Source organism: Kribbella sp. NPDC000426, from assembly GCF_040300265.1.
Taxonomy (GTDB): domain Bacteria; phylum Actinomycetota; class Actinomycetes; order Propionibacteriales; family Kribbellaceae; genus Kribbella.
The window spans coordinates 210,038-233,944 of record NZ_JBEPDK010000005.1; the positions used below are offsets into that span (position 1 = coordinate 210,038).

Genomic DNA, 23,907 nt, shown 5'->3' on the forward strand with positions numbered 1-23,907 from the left:
GATCGGTACCGTGAGGGCGAGCCGGATGAAAGGGAATCGCGTGCAGGTCGTCGTCGGTGCGGGAGCGGTCGGAAGCGTGGTCGCTCGGCTGCTGGTCGAGCAGGGTGAGCGGGTTCGGGTGATCACCAGGTCCGGCAGCGGGCCGGACGGGGCGGAGCGGATCGCCGCAGATGCCGCCACGGAGCTGACGGCGTACATCGACGGTGCGACAGCGATCTACTCGTGCGCGGGACCGGCGTACGACAAGTGGACTTCGCAATGGCCTCCGCTCGGCGCAGCGTTGATCGCGGCGGCGGAGGCGTCAGGCGCAACCCTCGTGACGACCGGCAACCTCTACGGGTACGGCGCGGTGGACCGGCCGATGACCGAAGACCTGCCGATGCTGCCCAACACCGTAAAAGGGCAGGTCCGCGCAAAGCTCTGGACCGACGCGCTCGAAGCCCACCGGGCCGGCCGGATTCGTACGGCGGAGGTCCGCGGGTCGGACTACCTCGGCGCCGGCGCGGTGTCGCCGTTCAGCGTGACCGTCTTGCCGAAGGTGATCGCCGGCAAGCGCGGCATGATGCCCGGCGACCTGGACGCGCCGCACAGCTGGACGTACGTCGGTGACGTCGCCCGCACGCTGATCGCCGTCGCCGGCGACGAGAGCGCCTGGGGCCGCGCCTGGCACGTGCCGACTCCGGAGCCCCTCTCGGTCCGCCAACTCGCCAACCGCGCCGCCGCGCTCGCCGGGGCACCCGCGGCGAAGGTGTCCGCCATGCCGGCAGTCATATTGAAGCTGGCCGGGTTGGTCGACCCCGCAGCGCGCGAGATGGTGGAGATGCAGTACCAGTGGCAGCGTCCGTTCGTACTGGACTCGACCGCGGCGACAGTCGCCTTCGGCCGCAAACCTACGATGACCGACGACGCACTCCGCGAAATGATCGGGAAGGGCAAGTAATGAGCTCCAGCAGACCAGGCCGGTGGTTCCGCCGCCTCATCGTCACAGTGATCGTGCTGGCGGTGCTCGCGGTCGCCGTGGACCGCATCGCCGCAGTGGTCGCGCAGAACCAGCTGGCGTCGATGGCCTCGAAGGAGGCCGCGAAGTACGACGTGCGCTCGGCGGACACCTCGGTGAAGATCGCCGGGTTCGGGTTCTTCCCGCAGCTGTTCAAGGAGGACTTCTCCAAGGTCACGCTGACGATGGGGAAGCCGACGCTGTCCAAGATCCCGGCGGAGAACCTCACCGTCGACATGCACAGCGTGCATGTGCCGCGTTCGCTGCTGACGAATCAGTCCGGTGCGGTGACCATCGACGCGACCGACCTGCGACTGCGGTTCGCGCCGCGCGAGCTGGGCCGGCTCGTCGTCCAGGCCACCGGTCTCCAAGGGCTGAGTTTCGCGGTCGTCGACGGTCAGTTGCACGCGAAGCTCACGGTCGGCGGTTCGAGCGCCGACGTACCGATCACTCCGCAGATCAGCAACGGCCGCCTCGCATTGTCCGTCGACAAGCTGCCGGACGGCGTCCCGGCCGTGATCCGGAGCGCCCTGCAGAACCGGCTGGCCAACGGCGTCGAGATCCCGCAGCTGCCGTTCGGCGCCCAGGTCACCGGGGTCAACATCCAGGACAACTCGATCATCCTGGACGCGACCGTGAAGGACCTGAAGTTCAACGCCTGACTCCCTTGGGTTGCGATGGTTCGCGATATATCGTCGAACTATCGCAATCACTTTTCGTAGGGACGGGTGGTCGAGATGACCGGATCGGCGTACGCCGCGGGCTGGCCTTGGCAGCAGCTCGCGCGGCATTGTTCGAACTTCGACGACATCCTGGACGAGCTGCGCGCGGCGATGACCGGACGGCGCGGGCACCAGGGCCATCGGCAGCAGCAGCACTTCGGGCCGCAGTGGGGGATGTTCGGCGGCGGGCAGATGTTCGGTCCGCCGTGGGGTCCGCCGCCGCGGTGGCGCGGTCCCAAGGCCCGCAGGGGTGACGTCCGGGCCGCGATCCTCGCCGTACTGGCGGAGCAGCCGATGAACGGCTACCAGATCATCCAGGAGATCGCCGAGCGCAGCGGCGGCGTGTGGAAGCCGAGCCCCGGCTCGATCTACCCGACGCTGCAGCAGCTCGAGGACGAGGGTCTGGTCACCGCTGATGCCGAGGTCGGCCGGCGGACGTTCCAGCTCACCGACGAGGGCCGGGCGTACGTCGCCGAGCACCAGGACGAGGTGTCCGCGCCGTGGGAGGCGATGAGCGCTCCCGCCGGCGACGACGAGAACGGGTTCAAGCCGGTGCTCGGCCAGGTCGCGACAGCGATGTGGCAGATCATGGCCAGCGGTACGCCGGAGCAGCAGGCGAAGGCCCGTGAGGCGGTCGGCGACCTGCGCCGCAAGCTGTACGGCATCCTCGCCGAGGACGACGACAGCCCGGAGAACAACGAGCAGGACCGGGCATGACATCGCCCGACCGGGGCCGACCCCATCGGGGCGGTCCCGGCGCTCGCCGCGGGCGCGAATGGCAAGGCTGGAACGGCGACTGGAGCAAGCAGAGCTGGGACGGTCGCAGCTGGGGCGGGCAGTGGCGGGGCCCCGGCTGGGTCGGCGAATGGCGCGAGACCAGCTCGGACGACCCGCGGGACGGCGGCTGGAACCGTGCGGAAGACGACAGCCGGCGCAGCAACGTACCCAGGAAGCGGGTGCGGATCGGCGACGCCGAGCGGGACCAGGCGGTGTCGCTGCTCAGTGACCACTTCGTCGCCGGGCGGTTGACGCAAGCCGAGTTCGAGGAGCGCAGCGAGCAGGCAACGAAGTCGCGGTACGGCGATGAGCTGGAGCCGCTGTTCGACGATCTGCCCACGTCGATGGAGCTGCAGGTCGCACAACGCGGCCCGGCCGTTGGACGGAGGCCCGGACCGCCTCCGCCGCTCCTGATGCTGATGCCGTTCCTGATGATCGGTCTGGTCATCAGCTCGCTCGCACTGGCCGCACCATGGCTGCTGTGGGGCGTGTTCTGGATGGTGCTGATCAGCGGCATGTCCAAGCGCCGCTGGCACAACAACTACCGCCGCTGACGAGCCCGCGGGATCTCCTCCGCGAGCTCGACGACGAAACCGTCCGGGTCGGCGATATGGACCGTCCGATGTCCCCACGGACGGTCCGCCGGCCCACTCAGCAACTGCACACCGGCCGCGACCAGCCGCTCGGCGTACGCATCCACGCCGTCGACCATCACCACGACCTCTCCACCCGCGCCCGGCGTCACGCCATGCCCGGTCAACCACTCCGCCCGCCGCCGCTCGTACAACGCGAACCGCACTCCCCCGGCGTCGAACTCCGCATACCCCGCATCCGTGAACTTGTACGCCAGCCCCACCACGTCCCGATAGAACGCCACGGACCGCTCGAGCTCCCCGACGTACAAAATGACGTACCCGATCTCCATCCCACAATTGTCATTCGGTTGGACGGGACGCCGTGGTCCCGGAGAGGATCAGGTCATGGCGAAGGTACGTGTGGAGAACTTCACGATCACGCTCGACGGGTACAGCACCGGACTCGGGCAGCGGATGGACGCGCCGTTCGGTGACCGGATGGACGGGCTGCACGACTGGATGTTCGCAGCCTTCGAGGACCGCGACGCCGGCCGCGGCGGGATCGACGCCGAGCAGGTGAGCCGGTACCCGGAGGGCTCCGGCGCGACGATCATGGGCCGCAACATGTTCGGCCCGTTCCGCGGTCCGTGGGAGGACGAGTCGTGGACCGGGTGGTGGGGTCCCAACCCGCCGTACCACCACGATGTCTTCGTGCACACGCACCACGCGCGTCCCGACCTGGTGATGGAGGGCGGTACGACGTTCCACTTCACCGACGAACCGGTCGAGAAGGTGCTGGACCGGGCACTCACCGCGGCGAACGGCAAGGACGTGGTGATCGGCGGCGGTGCGACGACCGTCCAGCAGTACCTGCGGGCCGGTCTGATCGACGCTCTGCATGTCGTCGTCGTGCCGATGCTCGCAGGCGCCGGTGAGCGGCTGTTCGACAACGTGGCCGATGCCCTCGGCGACTACAAGGTCGCCAGCACGGTCACGTCACCCCGGGCAACTCATGTGGAGATCGTTCGTCGATGACGACAGTACTGCGCTACGCCGCGTTCACGTCCGATCCGGCCGGTGGGAATCCGGCCGGCGTGGTGCTCGACGCGGGTGGGTTGGATGACGAGGCTATGCAGGCGATTGCCGCGGAGGTGGGGTACTCCGAGACGGCGTTCGTGGTCGACAGCTCGGTGCGGTACTTCTCGCCGAAGGCGGAGGTGCCGTTCTGTGGGCATGCGACGGTGGCGACCGCGGTTGCGTTGGCGGAGCGGAACGGGCCGGGTGAGTTCGTCTTCTCGACACCGGCGGGGATCGTGCCGGTGACGGTGGACGACGAACTGCGGGCGACGCTCACCAGCGTCGAGCCGTCCGTCGAGCCGGCTGGTGATCTGACCGACGTGCTGGACATCCTGCGGTGGAAGGCGAGCGACCTCGACCCGGATCTGCCGGCGCGGATCGCGTACGCCGGCGCGCGGCATCTCGTGCTGAGTACGGCGACCAGGCAACGACTTGCCGACCTGGACTACGACTTCGACCGGCTGCTGGCGTACATGCTCGAGCGCGACCTGACCACGCTGCAGCTCGTCTGGCGGGAGTCACCGACCACGTTCCACGTGCGGGATCCGTTCCCGGTCGGCGGGGTCGTCGAGGATCCGGCGACCGGTGCCGCAGCGGCCGCGTTCGGCGCGTACCTGCGGGAGCTCGGGCTCGGGCAGCCCAGGATCACGCTGCACCAAGGCGACGACCTGGGCCGGCCGAGTCTGATCACGGTCGAGCTGTCGGACCAGGACAACCGCGTGCGGGTCAGCGGGAACGCCGTACCGATCACGGCACCCGCGTGAGCCACTCCTCGGTGCCGAACTTCTCCGCGACCCGTTCCTGAGCGAGCTCCACGGTCTCGGCCTCGATGTCGCCGGCTTCGAGGCCGTAGCGGTTCCGGAACGTGCCGACCATCCGCGAGATCACCTCGGCGCGGTCGAGACCGGTCTGGCTGCGCAGCGGGTCGACACGCTTGTTGGCACTCGTGGTGCCCTTGTCGGACAGCTTCTCGCGGCCGATCCGCAGTACGTCGAGCATCTTGCCGGCGTCCATGTCGTACGCCATCGTCACGTGGTGCAGCACCGCGCCGCCCGCGAACCGCTTCTGCGCGGCGCCGGCGATCTTGCCGGCCGGCGAGGTGATGTCGTTGATCGGCTGGTACGTCGCCGCGATGCCGAGATCGTTGAGCGCACCAATGACCCAGTCGTCGAGGAACGCGTACGACTCGATGAACGACAGGCCGGAGACGAGCGACTCCGGAACGTACAGCGAGTACGTGATCGTGTTGCCCGGCTCAACGAACATCGCGCCACCGCCGCTGATCCGTCGTACGACGGTCACGTCGTGCCGGGCCGCGCCGTCCAGGTCGACCTCGTTGCGCACTGACTGGAAGCTGCCGATGATCACCGCGTTCGAGGCCCACTCCCACACCCGCAGGGTCGGCGGACGTGCACCGGATCCGACCTGTTCGGTGAGCACTTCGTCGAGCGCCATCTGCAACGCTGGCTCCCGCGGTACGTCGTGCACGAACTCCCACTCGTGGTCACGCCAACCAGTTGCCCCGGTCAACGCACGCCGTACGGCGACCGCGACCGCCTCCGGGGAGAACCCGAGCATCTCGACGCCGTCGCCCAGCACACCACGCACCCGCGCGGCGATCTGCGCCGCGGGCGACGCGATCGGCAGGCCGGCCAAGGCGCCGTTGATCCGCTCCAGCGCGTCGTCCGGCTCGAGGAAGAAGTCGCCGGAGATCTGCGCGGTCCGCACGTACTCGTCGACCACGTCAAGCTCCGCGACCACGAGCTTCCCACCGGGCACCTTGTACTCACCATGCATACTCACCAACAACTTGCGCTGGTCAACGGTTGTTCCCCGGGCGCATACTCCCGGTCATGGGGGAAATGAGCATGAACAAGGCGATCCACGCCGCCGTACGGCGGGACCTCGGTCGCTTCCTGGACGCGTTGGGGCGGTTCCTGGACGGGGACCGCAAGCGGGCCGAGCAACTGGCGGTCGCCTGGCAGAACTTCGACGAGCAGCTCACCCGGCACCACGAAGGTGAGCACGACATCGCGTGGCCGGCGCTGGAGAAGGTCGGCGTGAGCCGCGACCTGCTGGCGGAACTGGACGCCGAGCACGACACGATGGCGGCGGCGCTCAGTGCGGCACGTACGGCGATGGGCAAGCTACGCAAGTCCGCGAGCGCGGCGGACGCGGCGACCGCACTCGCCGCGATGCAGGAGCTCCAGCGGGTCACCGTCGTACACCTGGAGCACGAGGAGGCGGAGATCGAGCCCGTCTACCTGGCGAAGCAGGACAGCCCCGAGATGAAGGCCATGGGCCGCCAGTTCGCCAAGGTAGGCCCCGTCCAAGGCGGCACCTTCTTCGCCTGGGCCCTGGACGGCGCCACCCCGGACGAATCCGAAGCCATCACCCACACCGTCCCCAAACCAGCCCTCACCGTAATAACAGCCCTCTTCGGCCGCACCTACCGCAAATCAGTAGCCCCCGCCTGGCGCTCCTGACGCCGTACTCCTCCAGCACGAACCGCCCAGAACAGCTGGACGGTTATGCGGCCGGCTTGAGGACGGTGGCTACTTGCCAGACTCGGGCGCGGACTGTCTCGATGTCGGCGGAGGCGTCTACCTCGTGGTGGATGCCTCGGTTGGCGTAGAAGTGGATCAGCGGGGCGGTCTGCTCGTGGTAGATCTCGAAGCGGCGGCGGATGACCTCTTCGGTGTCGTCGGAGCGGTGCTCGATCTCGGCGCGGCGGAGCAGGCGGTGGACCAGGGAGTCGACTGCGACCTGTAGGACCAGCGCTGCGTCGAGTGAACGTCCTTGCTCGTCGAGGATGTCGTCCAGTACGCCGGCCTGGTGGAGGGTGCGCGGGTAGCCGTCGAGGACGAAGCCTGCGGCGGCGTCCGCGGCCGCGAGCCGGTCGCGGACCATGTCGTTGGTGACCTCGTCGGGCACGTACTCACCGGCGTCGAGGTAGCGCCTGGCCGTCTTCCCGAGCTCGGTGCCATCCGCGATGTTGCGGCGGAAGAGGTCTCCGGTGGAGATGACGGGCACCCCGAGGTGGTCGGCCAGGTGACCCGCGTGTGTCCCCTTGCCCGCCCCCGGCGGCCCCATCAGCAAGACAGTGGTCACGGCACCCTCCCGACCCTCGGTAAGTCCCAAAGAATATGGGACTCTCCGCAACGACGGTACGGCGTACGTCACTCCGTCTCGCGGGAATACATCACATCGCGCATAACTGTCCGGAATCACTACTTCGCGAGCAAATCCCACGTCGACAGGCAGAACGGGTGCCCGGCCGGGTCCGCGAACACCAGACAGTGATCGGCATTCGGCTGGTGTTGGTACTGCGTCGCACCCGCCGCGAGCACCACTTCGGCCGCGGCCGCGAGGTCCTCGACGTAGAAATCGAGATGGAACTGGATCGGCACCGCGGGATCCGGCCAGGTCGGCGGGACATGTGCCGGATCGCTTTGAAAGTCGATCCGCCCGCCCGGCCCGTCGACGGTCGCCCAGACCGGGTCGGTGTAGACCACCTCCCCGCCGGTGATCTGCGCGTAGAACCGGCCGAGCGCCGCCGCGTCCGGGCAGTTGATCGTCGGCGAACTCAGCCGGATCCCGGTGCCGTCCATCTCAGAAGATCATTTCCGGGCGCAGCTCGATGATGTCGCCCGGCCCCGCGAACTTCGCCGCCAGCTCCTCGGCCCGCTCCCGGGTCGCGCAGTCCAGCACGAAGAATCCGGCCAGCTGCTCCTTCGACTCGGCGTACGGACCGTCGGTGCTGACCGGCCGTTTGCCTTCCCAACGGAACGTGCGCGTCGTCGACGGCGCGTCCAGCGCCAGCCCGCTGACCAGCTCGCCGGACGCGGACAGCTCGGCCAGCATCGCGTCGAACTCCTTGCCCATCGCCTCCCGCTCGTCGGCCGGGATCGTGCGCCCCACCTCGGTGAAGTCGATCGTCGGGTGACCCCACGGCTGCGGGTTGGAGTGGATCAGGACCACGTACTTCATGATGACCTCCAGTCTGAGCCGGTACGCCGTACTGCGCCCCGGCACCGATGACGTCGGAGGCCCGGTCGCGGCCTCGACATTTCTACTCGATGTATTCCAGCTCACATCCGGTCACACTCGCCCGGCCGGGATCCGTCAGCCGGTTAGACGCGTAGAGAGGAACACATAATGAGCACGATTCTGGTGACGGGTGGGACCGGAACGATCGGACGCCACGCCGTACCGCTGCTGCAGGCGGCCGGTTGCAAGGTCCGGGTCCTGAGCCGGCACGCCCACGACCGCGGCGACGGCGTCCAGTACCTGGCCGTCGATCTGCTGAAGGGTGACGGGCTGGAGGAGGCGGTGGCTGGTGTGGACGTGATCCTGCACCTCGCCGGTGGGCCGAAGGGTGACGACATCGGCACCCGCAACCTGGTCAAGGCAGCCGAGCAGGCCGGAGTCCGCCATCTGGTGCACATCTCCGTGACCGCGGTCGACCAGCTGCCGCTGACGTACTTCAAGTCCAAGCTCGGCGCCGAGCAGGCCGTCCTTCAGTCCTCGGTGCCGTCCTCGGTACTGCGGGTAGCCCAGCTGCACGACTTCGCCTGGAAGACCGTACGGGCGATGGCGAAGCTGCCGGTGATGCCCGCGCCGGGCGGCGTCCGGTTCCAGCCGGTCGACGGGCGGGACGTGGCCGAGCGCCTCGTCGCGCTCGCACTCGGTGAGCCGCAGGGCCTCGTCCCGGACCTGGTCGGCCCGAAGGTCTACAGCCTGTCAGAGCTCTCTCACGACTACCTGCGGGCCACCGGCAAGCACCGGTTGTCGCTCCCGATCCGGGTGCCCGGCAAGGCCGGCAAGGTGTACCGCGCGGGCGGCAACCTCACACTGAGCGGCGCCGACCGTGGCACTCACACCTGGGAAGACTTCGTCGCCGCACAGGTGTAGGGCTCCAGCAGCTCCTCCAGGTCGGGCGTACGCCGCCGTGCGATCCCGGCGAGGAAGTCCGCGACCTGCACCCGCGGATCGTGCTTGGAATCAACCTGTGTGAACGACACCAACGGCGGTGGCTCTGTCTGCTCGGCAAGGAAGGCTCCCAGCCTCGCCACCCGGCCAGGGGTCAGCGCACTCTGCTCGTCGTGCACCACGGCGACCGATCGATCGCCGGCGCTCCAGTACAAGACTGTCTCGGCGAGCGCCGGCACCAGCGGCTCGAGGGGTGGCGGGATCTCCGGGTCCTCGTCGATCAGCCGCTGCATCACCTTCTCGACCCGGGGCCGGGTCACCGCACGCAACGCAGGTACGTCGGCCGGCATGGTCGCGAAGAACCGGTCCACCGCCTCGTGGTCCATCAGCCGCACCCGCTTGGTCCGGGCCAGATCCACGAAGGCCGACAGGAAACCGGTCCGCTGCCTGAGCGCGGCAGCGATCTCGGAGTGATCTGTCCCAAGGCTCGTCCCCGCGGCGTACGACGGCTCCTCGGTGAACAGCTCGAGCACCCGCGCCGCGACGTACGCGGTCTTGTCGATGACGTGGACGTGCGCATGGCCCTGCAGGGTGGTCAGCAGCCACTCGAGGGCAGGCCGCTGCTCGGGGCGCAGTAGCTGGTTCGACTTGTACTCCGTGCGCTGGCGCAGACGGGTCCGCAGTACGGCGATGATGCCGGCGGCCGCGGGGACGTCGAGATCGACGCCGGCATGGGTGATTACGGGTGAGGCGGGGTCGAGCAGGTTGGTTCCGGAGAACCCCGACTCGTCACACGCGACCTCGAACTGGGTACTCATACGCAAGCTCCAAGGCTGAAGGACTGCACGCTTCGGGGCCCGTCCGCGGGACGGGCATGATCAGGTCGCGCGCCAGGGTTCATCGGGGCGCGATGCGATCAGTGAGCGGCAGCAGCCTTGGCAGACATGCGACCCATCATGGTCCGGCCGGCAGCCGGACACCAGTGAATTCCGGCTACGGCTTGCGACCGAGCGCGACCATGAGGAGCTGGCCGGCCCCGGTGGAGCTGAGGGTCTGCTCGTCGTGCGGCCACCATGCGGTCAGGTCGACCAGCCCGGGCTTGACGAGCTCGAGCCCGCCGAGGAGCTCGTGGGTCTCGGCCCGCGTGCGGAAGAGGATCTGCGGGAAGGCGTCCTGCAGCTTCTCCTCGATCGCGGTCGAGAACTCCGCCAGCCGGCCGCCGTCGCGCGGATTCAGCGGATTGGTGAGCGCCAGATAGGAGCCGGACGGTACGGCGGCCACGTAGTCCGCGACGACCTGGACGGCCTTCGGGCTCGGGATGTTGTGCAGGACCAGCCCGAGCAGGATCCCGACCGGGCGGGTGAGGTCGAGGCCCGCGGTCACGTCAGGGTGGTTGAGTACGGCGGCCGGGTCGCCCAGGTCGACGCCGGCGAAGAAGCTGCGCTTGTCGTCGGCGAGCAGCGCCTGGCCGTGCGAGATCGCGGTCAGGTCGTGGTCGACGTACACGACCTTGGCCGCGGCGTTGGCGCGCTGCGCGATCTCATGCGTGTTCAGCGCGGTCGGCAGGCCGGCGCCGAGGTCGAGGAACTGGTCGATGCCGCCCTCGGTCGTCATCCGGCCGATCGCCTCGGCCAGCCAGCGCCGGTTCTGCTTGGTCAGCTCGGGCACTTCGGGGGCGATCTTCAGCAGCTCCTGGACGAAGCGCCGGTCGACCTCGAAGTTGTTCTTGCCGCCGAGCAGCAGGTCGTAGACCCGCGCCTGGGACGCGCGGTCGAGGTCGATCAGGTCCAGCCGGCCGTAGTCGGTCATGGCCCTGTTCCACCTCCGATCCGTCATCCGAAAACCGGGATTCCCGGAAGGCTATCCAGCAAATCCGCCGGGCGCTGCACCGGGGCTGTGTCGTGGAACCTCCGGCCCCGGCTGTCCCGCCCCACGGGAGATCGGAGCGACTCAGGCGGTAAGCGCTTGCCAGGCTCGGACTATGCCGACAACACTGAGCGCCAACCGCCCCACCTCCCAGGAGGAACCATGCATCGTCGCACCTTCTTGATAGGCAGCCTCGGCCTCACCGCGGCAGCTGTCGCCAGACCCGCGAGCGCCGTGACCACCCGGGCAAGAGCCGTCCGGGCCCGCACCCTGGACGAGCTCCGCAAGGCGATCGCGGCCGCCAAGCCCGGCGCCGAGATCGTGCTGGCCAACGGCACGTACGCCGTATCCGGTGACGAGACCGTTGCCGTCAGCGCGAAGCACGGGACCGCGGCCGCGCCGATCACGATTCGCGCTGAGTCGGTCGGCGGCGTGACGCTGACCGGGAACAACGGGTTCGCGCTCGCGGGTTCGTCGTACGTCGTGATCGAGGGATTCAAGCTCCGGCAGCAGACCACGTTCGAGGTGCCGACGACGTGTCAGCACATCCGGGTCAGCCGGAACGACATCCAGCTCGGCGATATCGAGGGCTCGCACTGGCTGATGGTGCGCGGCGACGCGACCGTTGTCGAGCGCAACCACTTCCACGGCAAGTCGAAGCTCGGCGTGTTCCTCGGGGTCGAAGGCCCCGGCTCCGACGGCATGGCCCGCGGTGTGCGGATCGTCCGGAACTATTTCTCCGACCACACGTACGCCGGTGACAACGGCGGCGAGCCGATCCGGCTCGGACTGAGCGGCCGGTCGTTGAGCGACGCCGGCGCGTTCGTGGAGGAGAACCTGTTCGAGCGGTGCAACGGCGATCCGGAGGCGATCTCGGTCAAGTCGACCGGCAACACGATCCGCCACAACACGATCCGCGACAGCCTCGGCGGGATCGTGCTGCGGCACGGCAACAAGTCCCGCGTGGACGCGAACTTCATCCTTGCCGGAAGCAACGGAATCCGGATCTACGGCAACGATCACCTGATCGTGAACAACTACGTCGAGCAGGTCGCCGGCTCCGGGATCGTGCTCGGCAGCGGCAGCGTCCGCGACCACAAACCCGAGGACTCCCCGGAGAGCCGACGCGGCAACGACGCACCTGATCGGGTGACGATCGCGCTGAACACCATCCAGTCGTGCGGAACGGCGATCAGCGGCGAGTCACAACGGCCCTTGCCGCCGCTCGGCTGCTCGATCACCGACAACCTGCTCGTCGGAGATGCGGGCAAGCAACTGGTCTCGATGCCGTACCTGGACGGGATCGCGTTCTCAGGCAACCTCTGCTGGGGCGCCGCGTCCGACGGGACCATCCCCGCGGGCGGATCCGCCCGGAAGGACCCGAAGCTCGCGGCGGGCAGCGACGGCGTACGCCGGCTCACGGCGAGCAGCCCGGCGATCAACGCGGCCAGCAAGTCGTACCCGACTGTCACCCGCGACCTCGACGACCACCCGCGCACGGGCAGGGCGGACGTCGGTGCGGACGAGTACAGCAAGGCGACTCCGCACAACCGCCCACTCCAGCCCGCGGAGGTGGGACCGCAGGCGCGATGAGTTTTCTCCGGCTCCTTCGTCTCAACAGCTACCAACGAACGAGCAGGAGGATCCATGGCGAAGGTTCTGTACTCGGTGACGATGTCGGTGGACGGGTTCATCACCGGGCCGGACGGTGACATGCAGTGGATGCGCCCGTACCTCGGGCCCAACCCGGAGGTCGACGAGCTGATCCCGCGGATCGGATCGATCCTCGTCGGCCGCCGGTCCCACGACGGGGACGATCCGTTCAAGGGCGAGTCCGGTGAAGGCCAGGCGTTCGGCGGCGGCTGGAGCGGACCGCAGTACGTCGTCACGCACCACCCACCGGCCGAGGCGGAACCCGATGTCACGTACGTCGACGACTTCACCAAGGCTCTGGCCCAGGCGAAGGCGGCGGCCGGCGACAAGTACGTCAACGTGATCGGCGCGAACATCGCCAAGCAGTGCATCGAGGCCGGCGAACTGGACGAGGTCCTCCTCCTGTTCGCCCCGACGATGCTCGGCGACGGTACCCGCCTGTTCGACTACCCCGGCGGGCGAACAGTCCGGCTGGAACGAATGAGTGTCACCGAGACCGCCATGGCGACCAGCATGTGGTTCAAGGTCGTCTAGAAGTCCGCTGCTGTTGGGTGCATGACGGCTCGGATCTCTACGGAGCGACCGGCGGCTCGCGCGTCTGGGAGGAGGCGCGCGAGCTCGATCGCTCGGTCGCGGGTCTCCACGTCGACGACGTAGTAGCCGTCGATCCGGGTCGGCTCGGAGTCGGGGAGCCGGACGGACAACTGCGGATCGGCGAGTAGCTCACCGCCGACCAGTTCGCCGGCGTCATGGGCTACTCGCTCGAACTCGTCACGCTGCAGGCGCGGTTCACCGTCACCCTGCAGGATCAGTAGGAACTTCATCGGCGCACTCCTCTCACTCCTAGGACGGAGTCGAGCGCCCGGTTTTGACATGATGGCCGGATGTTCGTGCGTACCGAACGGCTGACGTTGCGCCGCTTCCTGCCCGCCGACGCCGAGCGGTTCGCGGCGTACCGCTCGGATCCTGAGGTCGCGCACTACCAGGGCTGGGAGGCGCCGGTGGCGCTGGCCGACGCCCAGGAGACGGTCGAGCGGTTCGGTCAGGGCGATCCCGAGGCGGCCGGCTGGTTCCAGTACGCGATCGATCTGGACGGCGTACTGATCGGGGACCTCGGGCTCAACCTGCACGAGAACCTGATGCAGGCCGAGCTCGGATTCACGCTCGCGACGGAGTACCAAGGGATGGGGTACGCGTCCGAGGCCGTACGTGGACTGCTCGAGCACCTCTTCGTCGAGCGGAAGCTGCACCGGATCTCCGCCGAGGCCGACGCGCGCAACACTGCGTCCGCACGGCTGCTGGAGCGGGTCGGGTTTACCCAGGAAGGCCTGCGGCTGTCGAACACGTGGTTCAAGGGTGAGTGGACCGACGACCTGCTGTTCGGCTACCTCCGCGACGACTACCTCAACCGACGGCGGCCCACGCCCGCGCCGTCAGCCTGATCGAGCCGTCCGCCTCGATCGGCAACCGCTCGCGGACACCCTCGCGCATCGCCTCCTGATCCGCCGGGTCGAGACTGCGCAGGTACGCCGGTGCAACGCCTGTCCCGCCGAGGAACGGCTTCCAGTAGTCGTCGAACGACGAGAACACCGTGGGTACGACGATCCCGCGCGTCCGCACGTCCGCGAACCCGGCCTCGCGGAACAAGGCTTCGAGACCATCCGCCGTACAGAAGGAGAATCGGCTGCCTTCGTCGTGGTCGCGGTCCTGCGGACGGAGGGCCAGCATCGTGTCGAAGAAGTAGCGGAGCAACTGCATGCCGGCGGCGTAGTCCCACACATAGACCGCGACCGTCGACCCGATCTCCCGCATCCGGCGCAGCGCCTCGACCCGCTCGGGAATGAAGTTGAGCACGAGTCCGGCAACCACCAGGTCGAACGGGCCGTCCGGCAGATCGGCTGCCGAGCGGACGTCGAAACTCACCCGCTCGTCCTGCACGGTCTGCCGCGCGTACTCGACGAAACCGGCCGACGGGTCCACCCCGAGCACGGCGGCCGGGTCAGCGGCGCGAAGGATCTCGCGGGTCAGAACGCCCGTACCGCAGCCGACATCCAGCCAGCGCAGGTCCGCCGACGGCTGCAGCCAGTCGACGAACTCTGCGGCGACCAGCTGGCTCCAGCGGCCGATGAACGACTCGTAGACTCCCCCGTCGGACCACAGACTCATTTGGGCAGGATAGACGGGAGCGATACGCCCGTCAGGCCCTCGGCAACCTTCCAGAGGCGGGCGCTGGTCTCAACGTCCAAAGCGGCCTTCGGCTGCTTGGCCACTGCGGTGGGACCGACGAGACCGAAGATGCCCGACGGACCGTAGTAGCCACCGGCCTCGGCGGCAGGGTCGGCGGCCGCGAACAGGAGCGGCTCGGCGCCGATCTCGACGTCCTGCTTCGGGAGCGGGTTGAAACGCATGCCGATCCGGTTGAGCAGCGACGGCCGCTCCCGGCCGAGCGCGGCACCGGCGGACTGCAGGTTGGTGCGGGTGTAGCCGGGGTGCGCGGCGACGCTGAGCAGACCCCAACCGCGATCGGCGGACAGCTTGGCCAGCTGGTTGCTCATCATCAGGTCGGCGAGCTTCGACTGCGAGTACGCCGCGGTCCGCCGGTACCGGTTGTCCCATTGCAGGTCGTCGAAGTGGATGCTGCCGAAATTCGCGGCACCGCTGGCCATGGTCGCGATCCGCGGGGCCGGCGCTGCCAGGACGAGCGGCAGCAACCGCACGGTGAGCGCGAACGGGCCGAGGAAGTTCGACCCGAACTGCAGCTCGAAGCCGTCCTTGGTAGAGATCCGGGTCGGCGGAACCATCACGCCGGCGTTGTTCACCAGCACGTCGAGATGCGACTCGTCGGCAGCGAGCTGCTCGGCGAACTCCTGCACCGAGGCCAGGTCGGCGAGATCCACCCGGCGCACCTCGAGCTGGGCATCCGGGTGCTCGGCGAGGATCTCCGCGCGAGCCGCCTCGCCCTTGGCCGGAGTCCGGACCGCCATCACCACCCGCGCACCCGCGGCGGCGAGCCGCTTGGTCGCCTCCTTGCCGGTGCCGCTGTTGGCGCCGGTGACGACAACGAGCTTGCCGGTCTGATCGGGAACGTCGTACATGATCCACACTCCATAAAAGACTGATGGTCTGTTATGGCTACGACGCTATCAGACCGCTGGTCCGATAACAACAGACCGATGGTCTGTAGAATGTGAGCGTGAAGACATTCCAGCGCGCCCGGAGCGACGAGCAGCGGGCCGAGCGGCGGCGGGCGATCCTCGCGAGGGCCGCCGCGATGCTCACCGAGATGCCGGTCGCGGACGTCAGCCTCAACGAGCTGAGCCGCCGGGTCGGCCTGGCGAAGTCCAACGTGCTGAACTACTTCGACTCCCGCGAGGCCGTTCTCCTCGAGCTGTCCAGCAGCGAGCTCGAGGCGTGGGTGAAGGATCTGGACGCCGCGGTCGGCGACGCGCTCCCCGAGCTGTCGATCGACGCCCGGGCCGAGCAGCTGATCAACGCCATCGTCGGCACGCTGTCGGAGCGTCCGGTGCTCTGCGACCTGGTCAGTGCGCAGGCAGGTGTCCTGGAGCGCAACATCTCGACGGAGACGGCGCTGGCGTTCAAGCGCGCGGCGGCGGTGTCGTACGAAGGCATGATCGCGGCGGTCGTCGGCGTACTGCCGGAGTTGGGCCGGGACGGGGCCGGCCGGTTCATCGCGACCGCAAGCCTGCTCGCGGGCGCGATCTGGTCCCACTCACATCCCGTCCCGGCCATCCTCGCCGCCTACGAGGCAGACCCGTCCCTCGCCGCCCTTCGGATGCAGTTCGAGCCGGCCCTCGCCGATTCCCTCCGCACCTTGCTGTACGGCGCCCTCCCCCGCGTCACGCGGTGAGGAGGACGCCGCCGCGCAGCATCAGGGCAGGTAGTAGTTCGGGTTCGGGAGCTTGAAGGTGCGGTCCGCGAAGCCGCCCTTCAGGTCGGAGAACTGGTCGCCGAAGTTCGCGACGATCTCGTAGCCGAGCGACTCGATGTGCGCGCGGGTCGCCGACTTGTAGTGGATCGTCGTACACGAGCCGTTCGGGTCGGCCGCGCAGGCGGTCTTCAGGTAGTCCGGGTAGTCGGCGACGGCCGGCTTGGTGAACAGGCCGTCCTCACCATTGCTCAGCTTGGTCGGGTCCGGGTAGCCGGCGTCGACGCCGATCCCGTCCGAGGTGAGGTTGCCCAGCGTGGCCTGCTCCTGCGCGGCACCGCGGCCGGTCAGGAAGAAGACCGCGTAGCCCTCACGCTTGGCCTTGTTCACCATGTCGACCATGCCCGGTACGGCCGGGAACCGCTGGTTCAGCACGTAGTCCGCGTTGGTGGTCGGGTTGAACGCCCAGTTGCTGAAGATCTCGTAGTTCCAGGTCGCCAGCGCGGTGTCGTCGACGTCCAGCAGAATCGCCTTGGTCTTGCGCGTGTGGTGCGGCGTGGCGAGGTAGCGCGAACCGGCGGCCGCGACCGAGCGGGCTTCCTTGGCGTAGTTGCTGTCGTCCGCGAACGTGCCGCTGCCGAGCGGATCGCCGTAGTAGTTGCGCAACTGCTGCCGCAGTACGTCGATGTTCGTGACCTGCTTCTCACTGCGCGGCGTCGACGTCTGGATGGCCGGCTGCGGGTTCGCGGCACCGGCCGAGTACGCGACCCCGCCGACGACCGATGTCATCGCGACTGCTGCGACGCTGGTCAGAACCATCCGGCGGGACGGCCGGCGCCAGGAACGGAATGCCATGGTGACCTTCTTCGGAGTACGGGAATGCTTGCCAAAGCAAACTAACCCGGTCCGGACCGGTTGACGGCGCGACAGCCTGAATTACAGGGGAATCCTGCGTCCGTTCAGACGGATTTCACGTAACGGTGGCACGGCACCGGTATGGTCCCGCCTTCCACTGCGGCCGGGTAGTCGAACGCGCCGGTGTCGGTCCAGCCGCTGCGCTCGTAGAACCGGCGGGCCCGCGCGTTCCCGGTCGCCACCGCAAGCCAGGCTTCCCCGTGTCCTCCTGCTTTCACCTGCCGTTCGGCTTCGGTGAGTAGCGTCCCGGCTACTCCCGATCCGCGGTGATCGCGCGACACGTACACCTGCTCGACCTCGTCCCCCACCACCATCACGAACCCGGCAACCTCGTCCCCGACCAGCGCAACGGTGGTGTCCGCAACCCGTTGCGCAGCACGTGTTCCGAACGATTCCTCGGTCCGGACCGAGACCAGCTCATCCGGCACATGCCCGAGATGCCCGTCCCGCCAACCGTCGTACCAGATCGCCGCCACAATCTCGGAGTCCCCGGCAACAGCGGGCCGCACGATCACAGTCATGCGGCCAGCGTAAGCACCAACGAGGCACACGCCATGCCCAGGAAGAACACCGCCAGGAAGAACTGTGCGGTGTAGTCCGCGGCGCGCACGTGGGTGTACAAGGCGCACACGAAGAACAACACCAGCCCGATCGCGGCGGCCACGACCAGTGCCGGTAGCTGGATCAGCAGCCCGGCAAGAAGCCCGGCCGCACCGGCCGTCTTCAACGTCCCGATCGGGAACGTCAACCACGATTCCGGTACGCCGGCCTTCACCATGCCGGGCAGGATCGGTTGCCAGTGCAGCAGCGCGGCGATCCCGGAGAACGCGTTGATCGCCACCGTCACCCCCACGATCGCCACGACCACGGTCGGCAGCATCAGTACACCTCCAGGCGGGTCAGCTTGTCCGGGTTCGTGACGGCGTAGATGCCGGTGATCTCGTCGCCGATGACGTCCAGCACGATCACCGCGAACACGGTGTCTCCGGACAGCAGGAGAGCTGACGGATCGCCGTTGATCCGGCGGTACCGCACCCCGAGCAGCTCGACCGGCCGGCGCTCGGCGTCGCCGACGATCAGTCGCGCGATCCGGTCCCGGCCGTGCACCGGACGCAGTCCGGCGGCCCGCGCCTTGCCGCCGCCGTCGGCCCACAGGGTGACGTCCGGCGCAAGCACCTGCAGCAGCGCGGCGAGATCTCCACCCACGATCGCGTCGACGAACCGCTGCGTAACCTCCTCACGCACCCGCGGATCCGCCTCGAACCGCGGTCGTCGCGCCTGCACATGCTCCCTGGCCCGGTGGGCGAGTTGCCGTACGGCGGCCGGCGTACGGCCGACCAACTCGGCGATCTCCGGGTGCGAATAGCCGAACACCTCGTGCAGGACGAAGACCGCACGCTCCAACGGTGTCAGAGTCTCGAGTACGACGAGGACCGCCAGCGACAGGGTCTCGGCCTGCTCGACCGGATCGACCGGCGTGATCAGCGGCTCCGGCAGCCACGGACCGACGTACTCCTCCTTCCGCCGGTTGATCGTCGTCCGTCGAGCCAGCGCGGCGTTGACCGCGACCCGCACGAGGTACGCCCGCGGGTTCTCGATACCGGACCGGCCCGACCAGGCCAGCCAGGTCTCCTGCAGCACGTCCTCGGTGTCGGCGACGCTGCCGAGAATGTTGTATCCGATCGAGAACAGCAACTCCCGGTGCTCGAGGAACACATCGGTCGAACTCAGCTCGTTCATACCCTCTTTGAGTCCTCCCTCCCCGGATGTGTGACATCGGCTCCCGTGGGCCGACTCGATCGTCGAAGCCGTCAGCGAGACCACGGATCGCCTCGTCCGTTGGCGCGGTATCGATCTCGTCGTCCGGGCGGACGACCGTCCGGGCAGGCTCGCCGTCGACTCGCTCCGGTCGAACGATAGTCCGCTGGTACTGCCGGAGAAGCTGGCCGATGCGGTCCGCCGGTACGGCGCGGGAGCGCCGGCGCCGGGCGACCCGGAGCGACTCGTGCAGGCCACCGGGTACACGACCTCCCAGTCGGCCGGTTTGAGCAGCCCGCTGTTCGACAACATCGGCGGACTGCACCAGCCGGAGGCCGATCTGGACGACGGACTGGCTGATGTCTGGGCCCAGGAGCGCCTGGCCGAGATCTGGCCGAAGACCGAGTCCGGCAGGTTCCTCCCGGCCGCGGAGGTGCCCGACTTCGCCTTCGCCGGGCGCAACCCGGCGGCAGCCGCGGCGGCGAGGGCGCTGATGACCGAGATCGTCCGCCAGCAGGGTGGTACGCCGGCCGAGCCCGCGGACTACGCCGCACTCTCCGAGTGGCTGATCTCGATCAAACCCGAGGAGCGGTACGGCGAGATCCTGTCGCTGCTGCCCGGCACCGAAGAACTGTCCCCGCGGGACCTGTTCCGCGCCGAAGTCGCCCTCCGGAACGGCTTCACCGAAGCCGTCGCGAAGAACGACCCGGCACTCGCAGCCGCCGCCGTGCAGACAGCGTCGGAGCGGATCGACCCTCAACTCCGCAGGCTGCTGGCGGACACCGCCCTGGCCCCTGCAACCGGCGCGATCACCACACGGGCCGGCGCAGAGACCGGCACAGCGACCGGCGCAGCCGGCCTCGCGACTACCCGCGCATCACGCGACCAAAGGGAACTCAGCAGCTAGCCCGGCCCCAAGACCACCCGGCCGGCACACCCGCGACGGAGGCCGGGTCAGTCCGGGTCATAGGACAGGTTCGGGCGGAGCCAGCGTTCGACCTCTTCGACCGAGAGGCCGCGCCGTACGGCGTAGTCCTCGATCTGGTCGCGGCCGAGCCGACCGACGCTGAAGTAGCGGGACGCCGGGTTCGCGAAGATCAGGCCGCTGACCGCGGCGGCCGGCGTCATCGCGAACGACTCCGTCAGCCCGAGACCGAGCTTGTCCGCCTCGAGCAGCTCGAACAGGTCCTTCTTCTCGGTGTGGTCCGGGCTCGCCGGGTACCCGAGGGCCGGTCGGATGCCGCGGAACCGCTCCGCGTGCAGATCCTCCAGCACCGGCTGTACGTCGGGCTCGAACCACGCCTTCCGCGCCTCCAGGTGGATCCACTCGGCGAACGCCTCCGCCAGCCGGTCGGCCAGCGCCTTCACCATGATCGCCCGGTAGTCGTCGTTCTTCTCCTCGTACGACTTCGCCAGCGCCTCGGCGCCGTGGATCGCGACGCCGAACCCGCCGAGGTGGTCACCGGCCGGCGCGACATAGTCCGCCAGGGAGCGATTGTGCCGCCCGGCCGGCTTCTCGGTCTGCTGCCGCAGCATCGGGAACGAGACGTCCAGACCGTCCAGGATGATGTCGTCACCGTCACTGTGCGCCGGCCAGAACCCGTACACGCCCTCGGCCTGGAACGACCCGTTGGCGATGATCTCGTCCAGCAACGTGTTCGCGTCGTCGAACAGCTCCCGCGCGACCGGATTGTCGAGGATCGCCGGGTACTTACCCTTCACTTCCCAGGCCAGGAAGAGGAACTGCCAGTCGATCATCGCGCGCAGCGTCTCCAGCGACGGCGTCTCCCGGCGCAGACCGGTGAACGCCGGCACCGGCAACTCGCCGTACTCGACGGGCTCCTTGTTGGCGCGCGCCTCGGCCAGCGTCAGCAACGGGCTGCGCTGCTTGTTCGCGTGCTGCTCACGCAGCCGCTCCTGCTCAATACTGTTGCTCTTGGCAAGCTCCTCGGCCCGCTCCGCGTCCAGCAGGTCGGACACCACGCCTACCACCCGGGACGCGTCCAGCACGTGCACCGTCGTCTTCTCGTACGCCGGTGCGATCCGGACCGCGGTGTGCTGTTTCGACGTGGTCGCACCGCCGATCAGCAGCGGCAGCTTCAGCCCGCGCCGCTGCATCTCGTCGGCCACGGCAACCATCTCGTCGAGCGACGGCGTGATCAGCCCGGACAGCCCGACCGCATCGGCGCCCTCGGCAACGGCCGTGTCCAGGATCCTTGCCGCCGGCACCATCACGCCGAGGTCGATCACCTCGTAGTTGTTGCAGCCGAGAACCACGCCGACGATGTTCTTGCCGATGTCGTGGACGTCGCCCTTCACGGTCGCCAGCACGACCTTGCCCTGACCGCGGACCATCTCCGCGCGGCCCTCGAGCCGGGCCTGCTCCTTCTCCGCCTCCATGAACGGCTCCAGGTAGGCGACCGAGCGCTTCATCACCCGCGCGCTCTTCACCACCTGCGGCAGGAACATCTTGCCGGCGCCGAACAGGTCGCCGACGATCTTCATACCGTCCATCAGCGGGCCCTCGATCACCTCGAGCGGACGCGGCAACTGCTTGCGCGCCTCCTCGGTGTCCTCCTCGATGTAATCGACGATCCCGTGCACCAGCGCATGCGACAGCCGCTCCTGCACCGTGCCCTCGCGCCAGGTCAGGTCGACCTCGCGCTTGGTGCCCTTGCCCTTCACGTTCTCCGCGAACGCGACCAGCCGATCGGTGGCGTCGTCCCGGCGGTCGAAGATGACGTCCTCGACCAGCTCGAGCAGGTCCTTCGGGATGTCCTCGTACACGGCCAACTGGCCGGCGTTGACGATTCCCATGTCCAGGCCGACCTTGCCCGCGTGGTACAGGAACGCCGAGTGCATCGCTTCGCGGACGACGTCGTTGCCGCGGAACGAGAACGACAGGTTCGAGATACCGCCGCTGATGTGCACGCCCGGACAGCGGGCCTTGATCAGCGGCAGCGCGTCGATGAAGTTCTTCGCGTAGCCGTTGTGCTCGGACATGCCGGTCGCGACGGCCAGCACGTTCGGGTCGAAGATGATGTCCTCGGCCGGGAAGCCGATCCCGGTCAGCAGGTCGTACGCGCGGCCGCAGATCGCGACCTTGCGCTCGACCGTGTCGGCCTGGCCCTGCTCGTCGAAGGCCATCACCACCGCGCCGGCGCCGTAGTCCATGATCTTGCGGGCATGGTCGAGGAACTGCTCCTCGCCCTCCTTCAGGCTGATCGAGTTGACCACGCCCTTGCCCTGCACGCATTTCAGCCCGGTCTCCAGCACCGACCACTTCGAGCTGTCGATCATGATCGGGATCCGGGCCACCTCGGGCTCGGTCGCGATCAGGTTCAGGAACGTGGTCATCGCCTGCTCGCTGTCGAGCAGGTCGGCATCCATGTTCACGTCCAGCAGGTTCGCGCCGCCGCGCACCTGCTCGAGGGCCACGTCGACCGCGGCCTGGTGGTCGTCACCCTCGATCAGCCGGCGGAACCGCGCCGACCCGGTGACATTGGTCCGCTCGCCGATCATCACGAACCCGGTGTCCGCGCTGATCTTGAACGGCTCCAGCCCGGAGAACCTGGTGGTGTGATCGGTCGGTACGACGGTGCGCGGGGCGAGCCCGTCGACCGCGGCCGCGATCTGCTTGATGTGGGCCGGCGTCGTACCGCAGCAGCCGCCGACGATGTTGACCAGCCCGGACTGCGCGAACTCCTCGAGCATCCCGGCGGTCTCCTCGGGCTGCTCGTCGTACCCGCCGAAGGCGTTCGGGAGGCCGGCGTTCGGGTGTGAGGCGACATACGTCCCGGCGAACCGGGCCAGGTCCGCGACGTGCGGCCGCATCTCCGCTGCGCCGAGCGAACAGTTGACGCCGACGACCAGCGGCTTGGCGTGCTCGACCGAGCTCCAGAATGCCTCGACGGTCTGGCCCGACAGCGTCCGGCCGCTCAGGTCGACGATCGTCACCGAGATCCACAGCGGCAGGTGCGGCGCGACCTCGCGGGCCGCGGCGACGGCGGCCTTGGCGTTCAGCGTGTCGAAGATCGTCTCGATCAGCAGCAGGTCGACGCCGCCCTCGGCGAGCGCGGCGATCTGCTCGGCGTACGTCGCCTTGACCTGCTCGAACGTCACCGCCCGGTACGCCGGGTCCTCCACGCGCGGGCTCAGGCTCAGCGTGACGTTGAGCGGGCCGATCGAACCGGCGACGAACCGCGGGCGGTCCGGCGTTGCGAACTCGTCAGCCGCCTGCCGGGCCAGGCGGGCGCCGGCCAGGTTCATCTCCCGCACGTACTGCTGCAGGCCGTAGTCCGCCTGGCCGATGCTGGACGCGGTGAACGTGTTCGTGGTGGTGATGTCGGCGCCGGCGGCCAGGTACTGCCGGTGGACGTCGAGGATCACGTCCGGTCTGGTCAGGTTGACCAGGTCCGGGTCGCCCGCGACGTCGTGGGTCTCGTCGTTGTAGCGCTCGGGCTGGAAGTCCTCGGGCTTGAGCTTGGCATTCTGCAGCATCGTGCCCCAGGCACCGTCGAGCACGACGATCCGCTGATCCAGCAGCTCGCGCAGCGCGGTCTCACTCATCTGCCGTCCCCTCCAGAAACGATCTCCGGAGGCGCCCTTGCAGGGTGCACGCAGGCCTTCGCCGTCTGTGCACTCAGGTCGAGCGTGGCGGACCCTCGGCCCGTTGCAGCGCCTCTCGGCCTGGATCGTCCATGTTAGCGGCGTCACTCCCTGCAGCCAGCACCCCAGATCACATTCTAA

The 23,907-nt window shown here is 68.5% G+C and carries 28 protein-coding genes; 13 read left to right on the top strand and 15 right to left on the bottom strand.

All coding sequences use genetic code 11. The annotated features are described in order from the left end of the window. Window positions 1–25 precede the first annotated feature (25 nt). The 4 genes from ABT313_RS25095 to ABT313_RS25110 all read left to right on the top strand — a co-directional run bounded on the left by ABT313_RS25095 (window position 26) and on the right by ABT313_RS25110 (window position 3,050). Window positions 26–940, top strand: a complete 915-nt coding sequence (locus tag ABT313_RS25095) for an NAD-dependent epimerase/dehydratase family protein (protein WP_350858490.1) — start codon at window positions 26–28, stop codon at window positions 938–940. Next, entirely contained in the window at window positions 940–1,659 is a 720-nt protein-coding gene (locus ABT313_RS25100; protein ID WP_350858492.1) for an LmeA family phospholipid-binding protein, read from the top strand. Before ABT313_RS25095 ends, ABT313_RS25100 begins: the two co-directional genes overlap by 1 nt. Before the next feature lie 75 nt (window positions 1,660–1,734). Continuing rightward, the gene (locus ABT313_RS25105; RefSeq protein WP_350858494.1) at window positions 1,735–2,436 is read left to right on the top strand and encodes a PadR family transcriptional regulator; all 702 of its coding nucleotides are present in this window, start codon (window positions 1,735–1,737) and stop codon (window positions 2,434–2,436) included. Continuing rightward, entirely contained in the window at window positions 2,433–3,050 is a 618-nt protein-coding gene (locus tag ABT313_RS25110) for a DUF1707 SHOCT-like domain-containing protein (protein ID WP_350858497.1), read from the top strand. The genes ABT313_RS25105 and ABT313_RS25110 overlap by 4 nt, the downstream gene beginning before the upstream one ends. Here ABT313_RS25110 and ABT313_RS25115 read toward each other — a convergent pair. Next, complete coding sequence (locus ABT313_RS25115; RefSeq protein ID WP_350858499.1) at window positions 3,038–3,421, bottom strand: VOC family protein; 384 nt, start codon at window positions 3,419–3,421, stop codon at window positions 3,038–3,040. The genes ABT313_RS25110 and ABT313_RS25115 overlap by 13 nt on opposite strands. Before the next feature lie 55 nt (window positions 3,422–3,476). On the opposite strand from ABT313_RS25115, the gene ABT313_RS25120 reads away from it, so the two are divergent. Further along, a complete protein-coding gene (locus ABT313_RS25120; protein WP_350858502.1) occupies window positions 3,477–4,106 on the top strand; it encodes a dihydrofolate reductase family protein in 630 nt (209 codons plus the stop codon). Continuing rightward, entirely contained in the window at window positions 4,103–4,912 is an 810-nt protein-coding gene (locus tag ABT313_RS25125; protein WP_350858504.1) for a PhzF family phenazine biosynthesis protein, read from the top strand. The genes ABT313_RS25120 and ABT313_RS25125 overlap by 4 nt, the downstream gene beginning before the upstream one ends. On the opposite strand, the gene lplAB is transcribed toward ABT313_RS25125, so the two are convergent. Then, window positions 4,896–5,945 (bottom strand): lipoate-protein ligase LplAB, encoded by a 1,050-nt coding sequence (lplAB, locus tag ABT313_RS25130; protein ID WP_350860199.1) that lies wholly within the window; start codon window positions 5,943–5,945, stop codon window positions 4,896–4,898. The two genes, ABT313_RS25125 and lplAB, sit on opposite strands and share 17 nt — an antisense overlap. Window positions 5,946–6,001: 56 nt before the next feature. On the opposite strand from lplAB, the gene ABT313_RS25135 reads away from it, so the two are divergent. Next, window positions 6,002–6,634, top strand: a complete 633-nt coding sequence (locus ABT313_RS25135; protein WP_350858507.1) for a hemerythrin domain-containing protein — start codon at window positions 6,002–6,004, stop codon at window positions 6,632–6,634. A gap of 43 nt (window positions 6,635–6,677) precedes the next feature. Here ABT313_RS25135 and ABT313_RS25140 read toward each other — a convergent pair whose 3' ends face one another. The 3 genes from ABT313_RS25140 to ABT313_RS25150 all read right to left on the bottom strand — a co-directional run bounded on the left by ABT313_RS25140 (window position 6,678) and on the right by ABT313_RS25150 (window position 8,138). Further along, window positions 6,678–7,259: an adenylate kinase gene (locus ABT313_RS25140; protein ID WP_350858510.1), complete on the bottom strand. Its 582-nt coding sequence runs from the start codon at window positions 7,257–7,259 to the stop codon at window positions 6,678–6,680. A 119-nt stretch (window positions 7,260–7,378) separates the two neighbouring features. After that, window positions 7,379–7,759, bottom strand: coding sequence for a VOC family protein (locus tag ABT313_RS25145; RefSeq protein ID WP_350858513.1), 381 nt, complete (start codon window positions 7,757–7,759; stop codon window positions 7,379–7,381). A gap of 1 nt (window position 7,760) precedes the next feature. Continuing rightward, window positions 7,761–8,138, bottom strand: coding sequence for a YciI family protein (locus ABT313_RS25150; RefSeq protein WP_350858516.1), 378 nt, complete (start codon window positions 8,136–8,138; stop codon window positions 7,761–7,763). 168 nt (window positions 8,139–8,306) lie between these two features. Here ABT313_RS25150 and ABT313_RS25155 point away from each other — a divergent pair, with 168 nt between their 5' ends. Next, on the top strand, window positions 8,307–9,062 hold the full coding sequence (locus tag ABT313_RS25155; RefSeq protein ID WP_350858518.1) for an SDR family oxidoreductase: 756 nt from the start codon (window positions 8,307–8,309) through the stop codon (window positions 9,060–9,062). On the opposite strand, the gene ABT313_RS25160 is transcribed toward ABT313_RS25155, so the two are convergent. Together ABT313_RS25160 and ABT313_RS25165 are read right to left on the bottom strand one after the other, a co-directional pair. Continuing rightward, on the bottom strand, window positions 9,026–9,898 hold the full coding sequence (locus ABT313_RS25160) for a DUF3800 domain-containing protein (protein WP_350858521.1): 873 nt from the start codon (window positions 9,896–9,898) through the stop codon (window positions 9,026–9,028). The genes ABT313_RS25155 and ABT313_RS25160 overlap by 37 nt on opposite strands. 175 nt (window positions 9,899–10,073) lie before the next feature. Continuing rightward, a complete protein-coding gene (locus ABT313_RS25165; protein ID WP_350858524.1) occupies window positions 10,074–10,889 on the bottom strand; it encodes an SAM-dependent methyltransferase in 816 nt (271 codons plus the stop codon). Between the two features lie 219 nt (window positions 10,890–11,108). On the opposite strand from ABT313_RS25165, the gene ABT313_RS25170 reads away from it, so the two are divergent. After that, on the top strand, window positions 11,109–12,539 hold the full coding sequence (locus ABT313_RS25170) for a polysaccharide lyase 6 family protein (protein ID WP_350858526.1): 1,431 nt from the start codon (window positions 11,109–11,111) through the stop codon (window positions 12,537–12,539). A gap of 54 nt (window positions 12,540–12,593) precedes the next feature. Then, window positions 12,594–13,133 (top strand): dihydrofolate reductase family protein, encoded by a 540-nt coding sequence (locus tag ABT313_RS25175; RefSeq protein ID WP_350858529.1) that lies wholly within the window; start codon window positions 12,594–12,596, stop codon window positions 13,131–13,133. Here the strand turns inward: ABT313_RS25175 and ABT313_RS25180 are convergent. Then, entirely contained in the window at window positions 13,130–13,423 is a 294-nt protein-coding gene (locus ABT313_RS25180; RefSeq protein ID WP_350858531.1) for a YciI family protein, read from the bottom strand. The genes ABT313_RS25175 and ABT313_RS25180 overlap by 4 nt on opposite strands. Window positions 13,424–13,483: 60 nt before the next feature. Here ABT313_RS25180 and ABT313_RS25185 point away from each other — a divergent pair, with 60 nt between their 5' ends. Beyond that, window positions 13,484–14,041 carry a GNAT family N-acetyltransferase gene (locus ABT313_RS25185; protein WP_350858534.1) on the top strand — a complete coding sequence of 186 codons (558 nt, stop codon included), beginning with the start codon at window positions 13,484–13,486 and terminating at the stop codon, window positions 14,039–14,041. Here ABT313_RS25185 and ABT313_RS25190 read toward each other — a convergent pair. Together ABT313_RS25190 and ABT313_RS25195 are read right to left on the bottom strand one after the other, a co-directional pair. Further along, window positions 14,004–14,765, bottom strand: a complete 762-nt coding sequence (locus ABT313_RS25190; protein WP_350858537.1) for a methyltransferase domain-containing protein — start codon at window positions 14,763–14,765, stop codon at window positions 14,004–14,006. The genes ABT313_RS25185 and ABT313_RS25190 overlap by 38 nt on opposite strands. After that, on the bottom strand, window positions 14,762–15,694 hold the full coding sequence (locus tag ABT313_RS25195) for an SDR family oxidoreductase (RefSeq protein ID WP_350858539.1): 933 nt from the start codon (window positions 15,692–15,694) through the stop codon (window positions 14,762–14,764). Before ABT313_RS25195 ends, ABT313_RS25190 begins: the two co-directional genes overlap by 4 nt. Before the next feature lie 98 nt (window positions 15,695–15,792). On the opposite strand from ABT313_RS25195, the gene ABT313_RS25200 reads away from it, so the two are divergent. Continuing rightward, window positions 15,793–16,467: a TetR family transcriptional regulator gene (locus tag ABT313_RS25200; protein ID WP_350858542.1), complete on the top strand. Its 675-nt coding sequence runs from the start codon at window positions 15,793–15,795 to the stop codon at window positions 16,465–16,467. A gap of 21 nt (window positions 16,468–16,488) precedes the next feature. On the opposite strand, the gene ABT313_RS25205 is transcribed toward ABT313_RS25200, so the two are convergent. The 4 genes from ABT313_RS25205 to sigJ form a co-directional block, all read right to left on the bottom strand. Next, window positions 16,489–17,340: an HAD family acid phosphatase gene (locus tag ABT313_RS25205; protein ID WP_350858545.1), complete on the bottom strand. Its 852-nt coding sequence runs from the start codon at window positions 17,338–17,340 to the stop codon at window positions 16,489–16,491. Window positions 17,341–17,444: 104 nt separating this feature from the next. Further along, complete coding sequence (locus tag ABT313_RS25210) at window positions 17,445–17,921, bottom strand: GNAT family N-acetyltransferase (protein WP_350858548.1); 477 nt, start codon at window positions 17,919–17,921, stop codon at window positions 17,445–17,447. Continuing rightward, window positions 17,918–18,280: a DoxX family protein gene (locus ABT313_RS25215; RefSeq protein WP_350858551.1), complete on the bottom strand. Its 363-nt coding sequence runs from the start codon at window positions 18,278–18,280 to the stop codon at window positions 17,918–17,920. The genes ABT313_RS25210 and ABT313_RS25215 overlap by 4 nt, the downstream gene beginning before the upstream one ends. After that, window positions 18,280–19,140 carry an RNA polymerase sigma factor SigJ gene (sigJ, locus tag ABT313_RS25220; RefSeq protein ID WP_350858554.1) on the bottom strand — a complete coding sequence of 287 codons (861 nt, stop codon included), beginning with the start codon at window positions 19,138–19,140 and terminating at the stop codon, window positions 18,280–18,282. Before sigJ ends, ABT313_RS25215 begins: the two co-directional genes overlap by 1 nt. Window positions 19,141–19,405: 265 nt before the next feature. On the opposite strand from sigJ, the gene ABT313_RS25225 reads away from it, so the two are divergent. Continuing rightward, a complete protein-coding gene (locus tag ABT313_RS25225; protein WP_350858557.1) occupies window positions 19,406–20,065 on the top strand; it encodes a hypothetical protein in 660 nt (219 codons plus the stop codon). 47 nt (window positions 20,066–20,112) lie between these two features. On the opposite strand, the gene metH is transcribed toward ABT313_RS25225, so the two are convergent. After that, window positions 20,113–23,727: a methionine synthase gene (metH, locus tag ABT313_RS25230; protein WP_350858560.1), complete on the bottom strand. Its 3,615-nt coding sequence runs from the start codon at window positions 23,725–23,727 to the stop codon at window positions 20,113–20,115. Window positions 23,728–23,907: the final 180 nt, after the last annotated feature.